Below are 14,464 nucleotides of genomic sequence, written 5' to 3' on the forward strand. Positions count from 1 at the left end.
ATTGATCCCTCGTTTTTTCCCTTTTCTAAGTGAGGGATCACTTGAGGGATCATTAAAGGCAGATTGTAATGAAATTTAATGAAACGCTATAAAACTCTATGAAATGCACAAAGCCTTGTTATAACTGGCTTTGTGATACTTTATGAAACGTTGGCGAACGTTAAAAAATGATATTCTGGTGGAGCTGGGGGGAGTTGAACCCTAGTCTAACGTGTAACTAACACGTTGATTTATATTAGCTTTCAAACTTTCCAGCTTCACCACGTGACAAATGCGGATTATTTGCTTCACAATCTTCAATGTAATTTAACACTTAAACTAGCGCTGAAAGTTGATTAGGACTAAATCGCCAGCCCTCGTCACTTCCAAAAATTACATTGAAACACCATTCAGAACAAAAGTACTTTTCTCGTTCATCTTTAATTCCAAGACAAACTCCTATTGCTCCTAGTAAGTCATATTTTTTACCTTTCGTTTGTTGGAAGTAACTTATGACTTGTTGTTCTGTAACGTTTTCTAACTGTACTAAATCCCAATTTTCAGAATTGATATTAATATTTTTACGTCGCACACCGTTGTCACGGGGACTAGACGAATAACATTCGTAAACAGTTTCATTTTCATAATGTGAACCGCCTGTAAACTCGGTTTTTTTAACAACAAGTTCGCAGTGCGAGTATTTGCCTTTCGTAAAAAGTCGAACAATGCGATCGATAAGGTTTCCTTTACCCTTGTAGAATGCGATATAGATTTTATTCATCGTCCACCTCTTCATAAATTTCGCACCACCCACTACTAAAGTCATACTCGAGCGGATTTTCTGATTGCAACATTAGCATTTTATGTCGCTCTCCATTTTTGAAGTTTGCAATTTCCGTCAAGAGACGAGCATTAATTACATTAGATAGTAGTTCTTCCGTCATTATCACAAAAGAGCCGTCCATCGTTTTCCACTGTAGATTTTCAGGAAGTGCGGGCAACTGTTTTAATGTCATTAATCGTAGATGTGAGATTTCATCAGAATGAAACCATTTATCACCGACTTTAACACCAGATTGACTTAACTTGTCTCTGTGTTTTTTAATATTCTCCCACGCTTGTTTTTGCTCTTTCTTAAGTTTTTTTGCTTTTGCTTCTTGATTTAAAATCCACTTGTTATCAATTAACTCGTGATACTCCGATGGTCTTTTAGGAATTAAAATCGGATAACCGTTTTCATCTGATGAGATAAAACCATCACTATTAATTAAAGCTACATAATCTGCTTCACTTATAATTTTCATTCCTTTAAAAAAAACCTCATCTCCATAATTTGAAGACATTGAAAGTGGGTAAAATAATCTCTTTACACTGTCAAAATAATACTGTTCTGTTTGTTTTTCTTTTGTCATAATGCTTCCTTATTTTCCTATTGCTATCCAATTTATATATGCGGGTGTTCCACCGCTTCCTTCGTAGTCACTGTGCATTTGAAAAGTAAAATTTTCATTAGTTATATTTTGTATTGTCGTACCTGCTGACATATTCCCCCACCAAGAACCGTTTGGAAATTGTGCTGATGAAGTAACAGAGAACACACTTCTAAAAGGAATTGGAAATTGCACCGTTTCACTAGTGTGTTCTTTATTATTTAAAGCCTTACCCCATTGCATAATTAAGCCGTTTTCGAGTTTGCACCAACCGTTATTTTGTAATGATTTTTTAGACGAATCATCGCCTAAAATTAAGTCCCACGGTTTCCAACCTCCACTTGCATTATTGTTTCTTGAATATATCCTTCCGCTTGAATAAGTTCTGTATTCTTGTCTAAAACCGTAAGCCGATGGCATTACGAAAAGAGTCCCAGCCTGCTGTTCAGGATAGTTTCCACTGCTAGTAGCACGAGAGTCTGCTCTTTGTGCATATATCCCCGCTACTTTAATATTGTCTAAGTTTTCAGTTGTGATATATTTAATATTGAAATCATTTTCTGTTAGCAATTTATGATTGAACAAGTAAGCACCTTGATCATCAATAATTCTAAACCACTCTTTCCCTCCCTCTTCTGGTTCACGAATATAAAAGTGCTCACCCTCGCAACCAATACTTACATCAACGGCATTATCAGAATTATGATTAAAATTAATTGTTGGGTTTGCTTTTGATATTGTTAAATCACCTGTTATTGTGCCGCCTGATGCTTTAATTTTCTCTGTTATAGTCAAGCCATCTTGATCAAAATAACCTAAATATTTTTTGTTTTTCTCATCAACAAAATACATATTTCCATTTTGATGAATCCCCAATCCTACCTTTCCATTACTGATGAGAGATGTCGGCGCAGATAGATTGATTGATACACCCCAGCCTGCAAATTTGCTGTTTTTTATGTTTCCCTCTATGTCGACTCCGTTTTTAGCCCAGATATTTTTACCCAGTGCAACTCTTGGCGAACCGTCGTGACATAGGATGATCTGATGTCCTATTGCCATTTCTGTTGAACTATATTTATATGCCAACCCATATAAGTTACCGAAGTTAGAGCCGTCACCAGAGACCGTATAATCTATTCCCATTGACCAGATTTGGTCTATTTTGGTGGGGTCATAAGAACCGCACAACGATTTGTTTTTAGGAACTGAAATAAGGTTTCCATAAAATGTGTCGCCGTTTTTCGACACTTTGCTATCAGCTAATTCTTTTGCTTCCACTGCTTCACTATTAGCCGTTTTAACTGCTTTTGAAGTTGCAACTGTGTCTTCACTATCTGAAGTAACAGAACTTGATTTATGAGAGTTATCAATCTTTGTATCTACAGTTTCTTGTGCAGTAATTGCTTTGTTATAAGCAATATGTGCTTTGTCATCAATCTCATTCAAAACAGCATTAAATTGCTCAACAGTCGGCGGTTCATCACCAATAAAATCCCATCCAGCTTTATACTGCTCATCTGTAAGCGTTTGAATATCGCTATCCTCAGCCCATTTTCTTTCAAATTTATTTTCTTCACTCATAATCGATTATCCTTTTAAGATTCATTAATAGTTAAATTAACACCAACACCAGCTGCTACTGGAATCCATCGTTCTATTTTATTTAGCAGTAATTTATTTCTGCTGTCTTTTAATGTTATTGAAATATCAATATTCGCATTTTCTGTCGTTCTCGCACTGAAATTACGAAGATTAAAAATATGGTTCATTGCTTTATGAATGTCAGGTATTGTTCCTGAGCCAGTAATTACAGCAATTCTCCAATATAAAACTCGTCTGTAATTATCATCATCAAGCCGCTCAATATTTCTAGCAAACAACCCATAATCTTGTTTTTTAAACTTAAACATCCCAAACCCACCAATATTTGGTTGTCCTTTAAATCCGAAATAATGAATAGCAATAGGAAAATCGACTAAACGAGGTTGCCGTAGAATCTGACCTATGCCATCTAACTGCTTGCCTTTTGCAGTATCAAGCCATCTTTCATCAAATAAAGCTTTAGTTGATTTCTGTATATCTTCAAACGGCTTATGGATTGCCATAAAAAAAGCTCGCATTGTGCGAGCCTTATCGAATTGACCTAGATTATTACTCCACGCTATTTCTGCGTGATTTTGTGCTAAATCCATCACATCACCTCAATTCTACTTAGATCAAATACCGCTTTTTCAAAGTCAGCGATAGTTATGTTATTTGCTGAAAAGTTAATTGGTATGTCATTAGGACTATCAGTAACTGCAAATTTTAAATCCACACTAGCAATTCCTTGTGTTTTATATATATCACCATAGAATTTTTGAGTGACAACATCAGCACCGATACTAAATAGATTTCCTGTGTTTAATATGGCTTGCTTAATGTGACTAAAACCATCAGATGTGAACATTTCCTCTACACTCGGTAGTTTAGTCACAACTGCTTTTGCGTGAATATACTTATATGTTGGTCTATCAAATCTAATTAATTGATCGCCTTCACTAGTATTAATCACTCTACTAATATTTCCATATGTCCCAATGCCACCTGCAACAGTATTATAGATAGTTGTTGCTATCTGTTCAGGAAGCCCTCCATCAACAACACAATGTACGCAATGAGGAGGTCTACCCACATCATCAACATCATTTGTGTTATTTTGGAACGTTCTAGACTCAACTACGCCAAACACGCTTTTAAGAGCCACATCAAACGCTGGCAAAATTGATTTTCCATTGCCAAATTGTTTTTCTTGATGTCGCAACCTTAATTCTGAATCTGTTTCAGCTTTTCTTCCAGCAATTGCGACTTCTAAATTATCAACTTGAATTAATCCATCAACACGTGTCACTATTTCACTTAACTCACCAACCTCAGCGCCTCGTTCAATATAATCAACGCTTTCTACCGCTATTCGTGTTCCCATTTTTTCAATATGCAACCTATCAGACAGCGATAAATTAATATTTAATTTCTCTTGTGCAGTGACACGAACAACTGCGCCATTGCTTGATACACTAACGCTTTGCTGTGGCAATTCAGCAACTAAACCAGCCAAAATTAAACTTAATTTAGTGTTAGAAGTCGAAGTGTAACTATAATCAGTATCGTCAATTGTTATAGTGTATGTGTGATTATTAATAACTTCAGGTCTGATTAATACATCTGCAACATTATCACGAGAAATAACGCCATTTTTAGCAGTTTGCCATTTATCACCAGTGTTTTTATTTTTAATCAATGTTCCTTTAGAGATATTTCCACTGCCATAGAATACAGCATACCCTTTAGCTTTCTCATTAGTAAAGCGCTCCATTCCAACAGTTCCAACACTTTTATCTAGTGAAATTCCGTTTGCTGAATCAGGATACATTGCATAATAAACACCCTCTTGCAATTCCCACACTGCTGCCTCTCGCTCTGCGAATGTATCTATAAGCAATCCGATAATACTATCAGGTCGTGTGTCAATATCATCAGTGATACCTACTTTTGACAATTTGCTTTTAAGGTCACCAATAATCTCTTGTCGAATATCTGGCAATCTTTTTTTAATAAATCCCTGTAGTGTTACTCCATAAGTCATACTATTACCTCTATTTTTTCTATACCCTCGTTAGTTTCTGCTTGCACTTCAACCTTTAGTTTTCTTGCAGGGTGATTAATAAATAGCTTCAAGTTTTGCACGCCCAAAACATCAGGAACATCTTTAATCGCTTTTCGCAATATAGCCTCAACTTGCTCACGTGCTGGATTTTTAACTAATACATAATCAAAATAAGGCACGCCGTGTTCATTATCTAAAAACCACTCGCCTTTAAATGTTAGTAATGTAACCTTGATTTGCTGTGCTATTTTTTCAGCACCTGATATAAATTTGAAATCACCATCTAAAACTAAATCGTGTCCTTTGCTTAATGCTATATCTACACTCATATTGGCTCTCCAGTATTTGATACGCCTTTGGCAATCCCATTATGTTTGTGACCACTACCAACGTCTTTCTTATTGTTGGTAAGTTTTCCTGTTGTTGCCGTATCGCCGTTAAGAATAGTCTTTCCATTAACAGTAAACTTTGGTGTTTTTATTGTAATTTCGCCGTTTTTAGCGATTTTAAAACTCCCTCCTCCATAACTAAGAGATAAATTTTCAGTATCACAACTTGCTTGTGTAGGACGACACACAGGAGTAGCAAAACAGTCCGATAAATCAAATCTTCTTGGGTCGTCTGGAGCAACATCATTACCACTTAGCCAATTTTCTAATGACCGTTCACAAAAATGTAGAGTTACTGCATCGCCTTTTTTTAGCGGCACGCTTATTACTGCATTTCCACCCATTCCAACAGGAAAATGAACAGGAACGCTCACTATTTGAGGTGGAGTAAGCTCGCTGCCATCTGTTAATTTTTTTGGTAATGACGGTTTAACTACTGCTAGCTTTCCATCCCAACTAATTATTTTTCCAGGCAAACTAGTGTGGATATCAAACATCTCTTACCTCCATAATTGTTTCCCATCTATTGCCTGAAAAGTTACCTGAGTGTTTGACGTTATCAACTCTAAAAAAGCCACTCACATCTTTGGACTCTATTTTAATTCTATCTCCAGCATTTACTTGAGGAGTTAACAAAGAGCGTATTTTCCAACCATTCTTTTCTTGTCGTCCACCCTTTTTTTGGTTTTTGTTTTTCTTTTCTTTGGCTGATATTCTTATTCTTTCAGGTGAACCCAACATTCCTGACTCAGAGTTAAAAACAACGGCTTTACGTGATGTTGTACTACCCTCTTTAATTATTTGTAGAGTGTTATTTTGGATTGACCATTCTAAACCTGCTCCTCGCACTACTTTATGTAGTGCTTGATGTGCGGCTCCATAAAAGCTAAAACCGTGTCGCCACACTCTATCAGGCAAATTTTCATTCATCATTAATGATAGACCCATTTGATTGGCTATTTCTTTAATGATCGCTTTAGCTGATATGCCGTTTGCATAACCTAAAGAAACTGCCGTGTCTCTTATTGCTACCCAACCATCTAAAAAATCAATATTAAAAATAACATCTTTTTCTGTCCGCTTAATATATGTTTCTTCAATATTTCCTGCTGCTAATAAGATAGCTCCATCTTCAAATTCATAACCTGCATATAAAACACAAAATTGATCAGGTTTAGAAAGTTGATCCATTGTTTCTTTCTTTAAGTTATAAATTCTCACAGAATGAACATTTGGTTTCTCGTCTGTATCCTTACTTACATCAAACTCAATATGAAAAGGTGGAGCGATTTCTATTCCCTTACCGTTCGCTTTTCCTACTTTAAGTTTGTAAACTCTTTTAAATTTCGCTTTCATAAATCAACTCAGCCTCTCTTTTATTAAAGCTATCTCTATCAGGTTTACCTTGACCATTAGACATAGACACTATCATTCTTACTTTTGGAATATCTAAATAGCGATATTTAGCAAATAAATCGATATTACTAACCATTTTTATGCCAGAAATAATAGTTTCTTGCTCACTGTCTTGAACACCAAGAACCCAAAATTCACCTTCCGAGTTCCACGAAAAAGAGAGATAGTAAGTTCTTCCATTTATATCTATTTCACCAACACTATCATTTAAGTCTGGTACTGTAATTACTGTTACCATAGTCCTACACCGTCCAAATCTACATTACTTAAAATTTTTGTAACACTCTCAGAAATCCCACTTTTTGTAGTGTTCATCGTAGAAGTAGGTTTTTGTTCTTTTTGCAAAGTGCCTGCATTTTGCTTTGTTTTACCTGCTTTTCCTTGTGCTGACTTGCCACCTGCTTTTGATGGTTTTTTGCGAACTTTTTCAGGAGGTAAATCAGTTTCTTTTGGTGTGGCTAGCTTGATCTTTTTAAATGTTGCTTCAATATTTAACTTTTCTAATGAATCTGAACGAGTTACAGTACAGGTTTCCATACCAAAATTGCGATATATTTCCATTCCTGTGACTATAGTTACTGGTAATTGTTGCTCGTGTATTTGTTTAATAACTTCTTTAGCCGCAATCATTTTCACTTTGCCTCCACCCTCAAACAAGCTAACACCAGCCCCTGTTACAACACCCTTTATTGATAGAGTTCTGGACTTTTGACCGATGTTATCAGTAATTGGCGCACCCTCTTCAACTGTATATTCTGTAACATCACTGTTGTAAGTGTTTATCTCAGTTAATAACGCATCGAGAGTTAAACTACCAATGGTTGTTTTTTGTCTTGGTGAGAAAACCAAATTGATAAGACCCATATATTTCTCCCATAAAAAAACCGCCTGTATTTCTACAAGCGGTATGATTTAATTAAGTTTTTACAAGTTAAAAATCATAAAGCAATCTTGGTCTAACTTGCTCTGCAAAATCATCAAGCCAAAAATTAAACTCGTGGCTTAAGTCATAAGCTGTCGCAGCAATATTATTGCTAATACCTGAAAGACGTGTTATTCCTAGTGCCTCAAACAAATCTCGGTGCGTTTGCTCCATATTTTTAGCAAATTGTTGAGACATATCAATATATTTTAGTATAACTTTTGCCGTTTCTCTGTCTATTGTAACCGTTTCATTTTGGTCTAATTTCTTTACTTCATTATCAAAATAGGCTTTTGCTTTTTTCATTACACATTTTAATGGCATTCCAAAATTATGTAAGTAATGACCGCCTAATTCATCACTGATTTTATTATACATTCCTTTATTAATGGCTTCAGCTCTCATTTCTTGTGCTTGATTGCAGAAATGATACAGTTTAGCTACTAATTGTAATGTATCTTCATCACATTTGTTTTCTTGTACCATATATCGAATAGTTTATGGGTAAGCAAATCATTTGTTGATCACCACCATTTGAAGGTGTGATCATAACGATCATACCTTGTGAAAGTACTGTATCACGTTTAATTCTAGCTAATTGTGCTTCCCACGCTAAGCCGATATTTTCACAAATAGGTTTCATTGCAGTGTATTGTGTACCGTCTTTTTCAAAAGTAATTAAAGATTGATTGTTGAATGTAATTGTTTGGGTTGAGATTTGATTAGACATAACTGTCTCCTTCTTTTAGTTTTCGAAATTTTAACTATGGTCATATCACCATAGTAGGTGATCGAGTGGTTCGAAAATCTGAGAAGTAACAGATTGGACGTATTCCCCTTTCGGGTATTGTATTAGTCGCCCACTCGATCATAGATTGTAAATACACCTTTTTGCATAAAAATTTGATAGACACTACTTTTAGTGAATTTTTGATACAAAAAAACCGCATAGGGTTTCGGCTGCGGACTTGCCGCTTCTTTTAAAGGTTTCGACACCTTAGACGTTTTCACATCTTGTGATGAATAATATAATTTTATTTTTAATATGTAAAGAAAAACCAGCCTTTTTGACTGGTTTTTGTCGAAAATCAAAATCTAATAAAAGTTAAATAAATATCTATTAGTCATTTCGTCTCCAAAAATTCATTCTACCACTTCCATCCTTTCCAAAAATACAACGAGCAGAGAATCCATATTCTACACCAAACGCATTTTTAGATTCAAAATCAGTATAAATTTCATAATTCCCAGTATTCTTGTTTACCCTCGTTGCTGTTCCTAACACCTCGTGGAAAGTTAAAACCTCAGATGGTGATGCTTCTGCTTGAATCATCTCTTTACACGCCCTCCACGTTTCTAGCGTGTCGTATTCTGTTTCACTATTTGCTTTTGGTGCTGTTTTGACAATTCCATCATCACTAACATCTTTTAGATCTTTTTCTGTCAGTTCAAAACGCTCACCATTCTCACAATCAACAAAATAGCGTAGATTTTTTAATGTACTCTTAGAACTCAATTCTGAAATAACAACATTGTCACATTTTTCACTCATAGCGGCTTTTAATGCTGCTTTTTTACGATGAATTTCAATATCTTTTATTCGTTTTTTATATTTTTTGAATAGTTTAGGATAACTCTTTTTATCATAAGGAGATAAATTAACTTTTTTGATTTTATCTTCTAAGTTTATTTCTTGTTTTTGCTTGGCTGATTCACTTACAGCTTTATCATCTTTACTTGACGCACAAGATCTAATAGTAACACCCACTATTATTAAAAAAATAATTGAAACTATCCAATCTTTAGCTGTTGGTTTAGCTGTTTTTTTACCGCCTTTCGCGTGTTTTTTAATGTTTTGGTTATTAAATGTTTCACAAATATTATTTGTTTTTGCTACAGATGATACCGAAAAGCTCTCTAATTGATCATTTTGTTTATCTTTTTTTGGTATCTCAAAGCCTAGTTTTGACTCTATAAATTCTAATTCAGCTTTTGCAACTGAGATCGCTTTATATCCTGCGGCCATTAAATCTTTTATATACAGCTTATTGTAGATGAATGGGAATATTAAAATAGATATGCCAGCAGTGAAAATAGCTAAAACAAACATAATTATTGTATATTTAAAGTCCCCTCTAAATAAAGCAGGGAAAAACCAAAAAAACAATGTTGTCCAAGAAAAACCCACAGGCGCTTCTTTAACAGAGTCTGTATTTTTATTCTCAAACATAATTGATGCAAATGCCATAATTTTCTCCATTGTTAAAATTAATTTAATTTCAACAAATTATATCCAAAACTACAATCAATCTCTGTGACCAAGTTCAAGTTTTGTAAAATATTTTTACTAAATTATCAAGTTAGATCGAGAAAATAACACATTATTAGATAAATTTAGTATTTTACTACTCCAAAATTAGCACAAAAATCATTTCTTCTTTTAACAAATTCTCTTTCATAATAACACCAAATATCGTGATGAACTTTATTTAATGTACTATGAGTTTGAGGTTCCCCCCATTTTGCTACAATCCATTTGATATCTGTAACACCTAAACGTAATTTTTTATATCCAACTTGTTGATAGTCATAGGTTAAATCTGTGAATTCATTTGTATTTTTCCATACTAAATTCATTATATTATACCCCGGTGTATCAGCATATGTAGAATAAGGAATCGCCATTGATTCAAAGACAGCTAGCCCATAAAGAATCTCTAGTTCAGCTTCATAATCTGTTTTATATTTTCTTTTTTCTCTTATTAATGCTCTAACTGCAATTTTAGCTTCCTTAAAAGCTACTGATAAAGGTAAGTTTTGATATGCTAACCCGAGTCTTTTAAGTGGTTCATTTTTATATTGTTTGATTTCATCAGCCCAATACTCAGGAATATAATTCCTTAAGAAATTACTTACATCTGAGAAGCTATTGTGAGTTCTTGGTAGTTTTGCAAGGAAACTCATTACTTGTTCAAAGTATAAATTTACAAAGTTTGCTTTGTCGAAGTATTTCTTTAATAGAAGCACTGTTTTATCCTCTAAAACTTTTCCTGACAAAAAAGCATACCAACACATATATTGAAATGCGCCCTCGTCTCTACCTTCGTAAGAAAGAAATATCGCACTATGATAATAGTTCTCTGCATCAAGGCTTAAAAACTCTTTATATGAAATAGCTCTAGAGCTTAAAGCCTCTGCTAAAATTCTAGATTTGTTGTCTAAAAGCCCCCAAGCGGCATCCATTTCATTTTTATTAATCGCTAACCTTATCTTTCTATCAACCTCAGATAAGTCTCTATTTAGTTTATCGTGTGACGAATATGACTGAGTAGAAGTGGTAGTGGGCAAATGTTCTTGTTGTTTTCTATTATCATATTCCTTCTTGTCCCCTTTTTTTCCATACTTATAAAACACAAAAAAAACTACACCAAAGACAATCCAGCCCCACATAATAACCTCCTTAAGTTAATGATATTATAAGAAGGTTATTACTAATTTAACTCTTAGCAAGACTTATTTCCTATTTTTGCGATCTAGATCGAAAAAATTAATCATTCAGCTTTCTAACTTGTGATTTTGTAGTAATCTTTGCTCAACAAATTTGGCGAGCAAACAGGAAAACTATGAAACAACAATTCAGACAATGGCTAATTAATCAGAATGATACTTTCATCAACGATAACCTTGATTCTATTCTTTCTAAGATTGATGACGAATTTAATATCATTAATGCTAATGAAGAAGAAACAGAAACTTTAATACTATGGCTTAGTGAATTTTTAGGGTAATAAAAAACCTGCATTATGCAGGCTTAGGTTATTTCTTTTCTAGTCGTTACCGTCCCAACCCTCAATAAATCTTTTCATAGTATGCTCCTTTTTAATTGAATTAAAAAAGATTACTGTCACTAATCTTTACTGCTTTTACGTGATAAATTATAACAAAGTGTATTTATAAAATAAACTTTATATTTATTCAACAACCACTTCTTCATCAAATGTTTCAACGCCCTGAGAAATAACTAATGCTCCTGTTCTGATTTATCCATTAGTTCTAACATTTTACGAACCTCTTTAGTGCATAAGTAAAACTATCAACTCAGGAAGCATTGAAATAATCTTAATCAATGCAATTCCAAAAATAACAGACCATATTGTTTTACGTAATTCTTTACCATTAAAATTTAAGGTCTCCATAATAAATACTCCTAGAATTTTGAGTTTAAATCGTTTATCATTCATATATTATTTGTTTCCTTATACTTGTACTATTTGGAAATAAAAACCCTAGTAATTACCAGTTACTAGGGTTTCTTTTTTTCTACTAACTGTGTTACTTAATTATCACAATATTTATTATCTATTAAGAGAAGAAGCTGTTCAGCACTCTCATTTTGTGATTATTATTTTCACACTACAAATGCAATATTTCTTTTAAACTAGTTTAAGAATTTAGATAATAAAAAACCCCAACTATTTCTAGTTGAGGCTGTTTATAATTCCTTTGTTTTCTAGTTTACTTCAACACTAGGAGAAAATGTCTTGCTTACCATATTTCTTCCCTCGTTAGTAATAACATTAACTACTTCCTTTGCAGTCGCTGCTGTTGTGACATTTACCGTTTGATGGTTTGTTTGGTTAGTTGTTATTACTTTTTTATTGTGTTGCGCTCCAGGAGGCTGAACACTCACATTTCCTATAGAGAACATTCCTGCCTTTCCTGTCTGCATTATTTTCTGGTTTGCTTTTAAAGCGTTTTTGAGACCACTAGGCATATTTTTACTACTTTCACTGAAATCAAAAAGTTTAAAACTATCAACAATTTTGTCTATCTTTTTGCTAATCCAATCAAACGCACCAGAGAATACATCCTTAAACCATTTAATTGGACTGAAAGAAAGTATAATATTTTTTATATTATTAAGGGCGTTTTTAAACGCATCAGATAAATTGTCAGGAAGATCAACACCAAACCAACTTAACACCTTAGCAAATATTTTGTAAAACCACCACATTGGAGTAAAGTAGTCCAAAATTGCAGCGCCTATTTTTAAAATTCCAGCAACCGTATAGGTTTTCAGCAAACTCCACATATCTTTAAACCATTTTGTAATACCCTCCCAATTGTCATATATTAAATATCCAGCATAAGCAAGAGCTGCAATAACTGCTAAAACAGCTAAAACAGGAAGAGAAAGCCCCGCTAAAAGAGGAGCTAACAGTGCGAAAGCTGTTTTTAATAATGAGACAACCCTAAGCACAACAGAAAGAACAGATGCAATGGCTATAATGTTGGCGATAGCTGGACCTGCTCCTCCCAAATACTCAAAAAACTCAGAAAGCGGATCTAATATCCACTCAAGAGATTTTCTAACTTCCTCAAAACTACCAACCCAGTCACCTATTAAGCTATTGCCACCTTGCATCCATACAAGTATATCCTCACCTATGAGGTACATTCCGTACATCAACAATGAAGCTTTTAAAAATCCTTTTAGCATTGGTAATAACATTTTCTTAAAAGCGGTTGCTATCGCTATAATTGGACCTTTCATTTTGGCAACACGTCTATACATTTTGATAATTTTATTATTGGTTCTTTTCAACATTGAGTTGAGCATTAAGAACGAACCAAGAATTCCAGCAGAGCCTACTTTCGCTGCAATTTCTTGAAAGTTATCAGAAATATATGTTGTTAGTTCGTAGAATTTCTGCCCCCATTGTGTCATTTCATTGAGTGGCTTAGCTATTTTCTCAACTAAAATGGTGTGTAGGTTCGTCCATCCTTGTCCAAATCTTTTGGGTATTAGTGAGAACTTTTTATCTATTTTATCGCCTTGAGCAAGTAGCCCTTTAACCATTTTTTTAGATGATAAAAGTCCTTTTTCTCCCATCTCTTTCAACTCACCTACTGATATTCCAAAACTATCTGCAATAGCTTTAGCTAAACCGTTTGAGTTTTCTAAGATTGATCGTAACTCATCACCTCTAAGCGTTCCTGCTGATAATGATTGTGAGAACTGCTGTATAGCCGCTGCATCTGTTCCTGGATTTTTACCTCCAGTCATCGCAACAGACTTACCAACAATATCAGCAAGTCTAACAGCATCCTGATCTGAAATTCCTAATGCTTGCTTATTTCTCGCAACAGAGCCAAATAAATCAATGTTACTTTCAAAATCTGTACCTGAGTTAATCGAATTTTCATAAACCTGCTTACGAACATAATCCGCATTACCCTCATCAGCAGAAATCGCTAGACGTCCTTTTATACTTGCTGACTCGTCCATTAATCTAGTTACACTAAGTCCGCCCATTGCAACTAGAGCCATTCTAATGTAACCACCTAAACGAGAGTAAGCCTTTGCCATTTTATTAGCTGAGCGTGTTACTCTTCGCTGTGTATTGTGTAGCCTTGTTGCTCCATTATTCGCTTTATTGTACGCTTCTGCTCCTTTGTCTACTTTTTTCTGTAACTCATCTACTACTTTTTGAGTTTTTTTAAGAGAATCAGACAAACCTGAGGTTTTTGCTGCTTTGTTTAATGACTTATTTAAAATCTCTACTTTCTTTTTTGCTATTTCTACAGACTTGATAAACTTCTGCATATCTTTGTTATTTTTAAGTCTGTACTCAAGCACAGTAACTAATTCATTTGCTATCATATTTTCTCCACTTAA

The 14,464-nt window shown here is 34.3% G+C and carries 17 protein-coding genes; 1 reads left to right on the forward strand and 16 read right to left on the reverse strand.

Features of this window, described 5'->3' with window-relative positions; genetic code table 11:
- Positions 1-313: 313 nt before the first annotated feature.
- The 14 genes from A6B44_RS08920 to A6B44_RS08985 form a co-directional block, all read right to left on the reverse strand.
- Positions 314-760, reverse strand: a complete 447-nt coding sequence (locus A6B44_RS08920; RefSeq protein ID WP_090922086.1) for an enoyl-CoA hydratase — start codon at positions 758-760, stop codon at positions 314-316.
- A complete protein-coding gene (locus A6B44_RS08925) occupies positions 753-1,391 on the reverse strand; it encodes a DUF4376 domain-containing protein (protein ID WP_090922088.1) in 639 nt (212 codons plus the stop codon). Before A6B44_RS08925 ends, A6B44_RS08920 begins: the two co-directional genes overlap by 8 nt.
- A gap of 9 nt (positions 1,392-1,400) precedes the next feature.
- A complete protein-coding gene (locus A6B44_RS08930; RefSeq protein ID WP_090922090.1) occupies positions 1,401-2,993 on the reverse strand; it encodes a gp53-like domain-containing protein in 1,593 nt (530 codons plus the stop codon).
- A gap of 14 nt (positions 2,994-3,007) precedes the next feature.
- Positions 3,008-3,604 carry a baseplate wedge 1 family protein gene (locus A6B44_RS08935; protein ID WP_090922092.1) on the reverse strand — a complete coding sequence of 199 codons (597 nt, stop codon included), beginning with the start codon at positions 3,602-3,604 and terminating at the stop codon, positions 3,008-3,010.
- Complete coding sequence (locus A6B44_RS08940) at positions 3,604-5,037, reverse strand: hypothetical protein (protein WP_090922094.1); 1,434 nt, start codon at positions 5,035-5,037, stop codon at positions 3,604-3,606. Before A6B44_RS08940 ends, A6B44_RS08935 begins: the two co-directional genes overlap by 1 nt.
- A complete protein-coding gene (locus A6B44_RS08945; RefSeq protein ID WP_090922096.1) occupies positions 5,034-5,387 on the reverse strand; it encodes a contractile injection system sheath initiator in 354 nt (117 codons plus the stop codon). Before A6B44_RS08945 ends, A6B44_RS08940 begins: the two co-directional genes overlap by 4 nt.
- Positions 5,384-5,944, reverse strand: a complete 561-nt coding sequence (locus A6B44_RS08950; RefSeq protein WP_090922098.1) for a Gp138 family membrane-puncturing spike protein — start codon at positions 5,942-5,944, stop codon at positions 5,384-5,386. Before A6B44_RS08950 ends, A6B44_RS08945 begins: the two co-directional genes overlap by 4 nt.
- Positions 5,937-6,803 (reverse strand): phage protein, encoded by an 867-nt coding sequence (locus tag A6B44_RS08955; protein ID WP_090922100.1) that lies wholly within the window; start codon positions 6,801-6,803, stop codon positions 5,937-5,939. The genes A6B44_RS08950 and A6B44_RS08955 overlap by 8 nt, the downstream gene beginning before the upstream one ends.
- Positions 6,787-7,101 carry a phage baseplate plug family protein gene (locus A6B44_RS08960; protein WP_090922102.1) on the reverse strand — a complete coding sequence of 105 codons (315 nt, stop codon included), beginning with the start codon at positions 7,099-7,101 and terminating at the stop codon, positions 6,787-6,789. Before A6B44_RS08960 ends, A6B44_RS08955 begins: the two co-directional genes overlap by 17 nt.
- On the reverse strand, positions 7,095-7,727 hold the full coding sequence (locus tag A6B44_RS08965; protein WP_090922107.1) for a phage baseplate protein: 633 nt from the start codon (positions 7,725-7,727) through the stop codon (positions 7,095-7,097). Before A6B44_RS08965 ends, A6B44_RS08960 begins: the two co-directional genes overlap by 7 nt.
- A gap of 67 nt (positions 7,728-7,794) precedes the next feature.
- Entirely contained in the window at positions 7,795-8,271 is a 477-nt protein-coding gene (locus tag A6B44_RS08970) for a hypothetical protein (protein ID WP_176673502.1), read from the reverse strand.
- Positions 8,249-8,515 (reverse strand): phage antirepressor N-terminal domain-containing protein, encoded by a 267-nt coding sequence (locus tag A6B44_RS08975; protein ID WP_306400516.1) that lies wholly within the window; start codon positions 8,513-8,515, stop codon positions 8,249-8,251. The genes A6B44_RS08970 and A6B44_RS08975 overlap by 23 nt, the downstream gene beginning before the upstream one ends.
- A gap of 390 nt (positions 8,516-8,905) precedes the next feature.
- On the reverse strand, positions 8,906-10,045 hold the full coding sequence (locus A6B44_RS10860; RefSeq protein ID WP_218061369.1) for a hypothetical protein: 1,140 nt from the start codon (positions 10,043-10,045) through the stop codon (positions 8,906-8,908).
- Between the two features lie 134 nt (positions 10,046-10,179).
- Complete coding sequence (locus A6B44_RS08985; RefSeq protein ID WP_090923410.1) at positions 10,180-11,235, reverse strand: hypothetical protein; 1,056 nt, start codon at positions 11,233-11,235, stop codon at positions 10,180-10,182.
- 173 nt (positions 11,236-11,408) lie between these two features.
- Here A6B44_RS08985 and A6B44_RS08990 point away from each other — a divergent pair, with 173 nt between their 5' ends.
- Positions 11,409-11,573: a hypothetical protein gene (locus A6B44_RS08990; RefSeq protein WP_176673503.1), complete on the forward strand. Its 165-nt coding sequence runs from the start codon at positions 11,409-11,411 to the stop codon at positions 11,571-11,573.
- A 285-nt stretch (positions 11,574-11,858) separates the two neighbouring features.
- Here A6B44_RS08990 and A6B44_RS10930 read toward each other — a convergent pair whose 3' ends face one another.
- Together A6B44_RS10930 and A6B44_RS09000 are read right to left on the reverse strand one after the other, a co-directional pair.
- A complete protein-coding gene (locus A6B44_RS10930; protein ID WP_256211160.1) occupies positions 11,859-11,981 on the reverse strand; it encodes a hypothetical protein in 123 nt (40 codons plus the stop codon).
- 314 nt (positions 11,982-12,295) lie between these two features.
- Positions 12,296-14,449: a tape measure protein gene (locus A6B44_RS09000; protein WP_090923403.1), complete on the reverse strand. Its 2,154-nt coding sequence runs from the start codon at positions 14,447-14,449 to the stop codon at positions 12,296-12,298.
- Between the last annotated feature and the right edge of the window lie 15 nt (positions 14,450-14,464).

Source organism: Pasteurella skyensis (assembly GCF_013377295.1).
Taxonomy (GTDB): Bacteria; Pseudomonadota; Gammaproteobacteria; order Enterobacterales; family Pasteurellaceae; genus Phocoenobacter; species Phocoenobacter skyensis.

Excerpts from the sequence above, each read along its gene's own strand:
- A6B44_RS10860 (WP_218061369.1), bottom strand. The coding sequence starts at position 10,045 with ATGGAGAAAATTATGGCATTTGCATCAATTATGTTTGAGAATAAAAAT.
- A6B44_RS10930 (WP_256211160.1), bottom strand. The coding sequence starts at position 11,981 with ATGGAGACCTTAAATTTTAATGGTAAAGAATTACGTAAAACAATATGG.
- A6B44_RS08945 (WP_090922096.1), bottom strand. The coding sequence starts at position 5,387 with ATGAGTGTAGATATAGCATTAAGCAAAGGACACGATTTAGTTTTAGAT.
- A6B44_RS08965 (WP_090922107.1), bottom strand. The coding sequence starts at position 7,727 with ATGGGTCTTATCAATTTGGTTTTCTCACCAAGACAAAAAACAACCATT.
- A6B44_RS08940 (WP_090922094.1), bottom strand. The coding sequence starts at position 5,037 with ATGACTTATGGAGTAACACTACAGGGATTTATTAAAAAAAGATTGCCA.
- A6B44_RS08950 (WP_090922098.1), bottom strand. The coding sequence starts at position 5,944 with ATGTTTGATATCCACACTAGTTTGCCTGGAAAAATAATTAGTTGGGAT.
- A6B44_RS08975 (WP_306400516.1), bottom strand. The coding sequence starts at position 8,515 with ATGTCTAATCAAATCTCAACCCAAACAATTACATTCAACAATCAATCT.
- A6B44_RS08920 (WP_090922086.1), bottom strand. The coding sequence starts at position 760 with ATGAATAAAATCTATATCGCATTCTACAAGGGTAAAGGAAACCTTATC.
- A6B44_RS08955 (WP_090922100.1), bottom strand. The coding sequence starts at position 6,803 with ATGAAAGCGAAATTTAAAAGAGTTTACAAACTTAAAGTAGGAAAAGCG.
- A6B44_RS08935 (WP_090922092.1), bottom strand. The coding sequence starts at position 3,604 with ATGGATTTAGCACAAAATCACGCAGAAATAGCGTGGAGTAATAATCTA.
- A6B44_RS09000 (WP_090923403.1), bottom strand. The coding sequence starts at position 14,449 with ATGATAGCAAATGAATTAGTTACTGTGCTTGAGTACAGACTTAAAAAT.
- A6B44_RS08990 (WP_176673503.1), top strand. The coding sequence starts at position 11,409 with ATGAAACAACAATTCAGACAATGGCTAATTAATCAGAATGATACTTTC.
- A6B44_RS08970 (WP_176673502.1), bottom strand. The coding sequence starts at position 8,271 with ATGGTACAAGAAAACAAATGTGATGAAGATACATTACAATTAGTAGCT.
- A6B44_RS08985 (WP_090923410.1), bottom strand. The coding sequence starts at position 11,235 with ATGTGGGGCTGGATTGTCTTTGGTGTAGTTTTTTTTGTGTTTTATAAG.
- A6B44_RS08925 (WP_090922088.1), bottom strand. The coding sequence starts at position 1,391 with ATGACAAAAGAAAAACAAACAGAACAGTATTATTTTGACAGTGTAAAG.
- A6B44_RS08960 (WP_090922102.1), bottom strand. The coding sequence starts at position 7,101 with ATGGTAACAGTAATTACAGTACCAGACTTAAATGATAGTGTTGGTGAA.
- A6B44_RS08930 (WP_090922090.1), bottom strand. The coding sequence starts at position 2,993 with ATGAGTGAAGAAAATAAATTTGAAAGAAAATGGGCTGAGGATAGCGAT.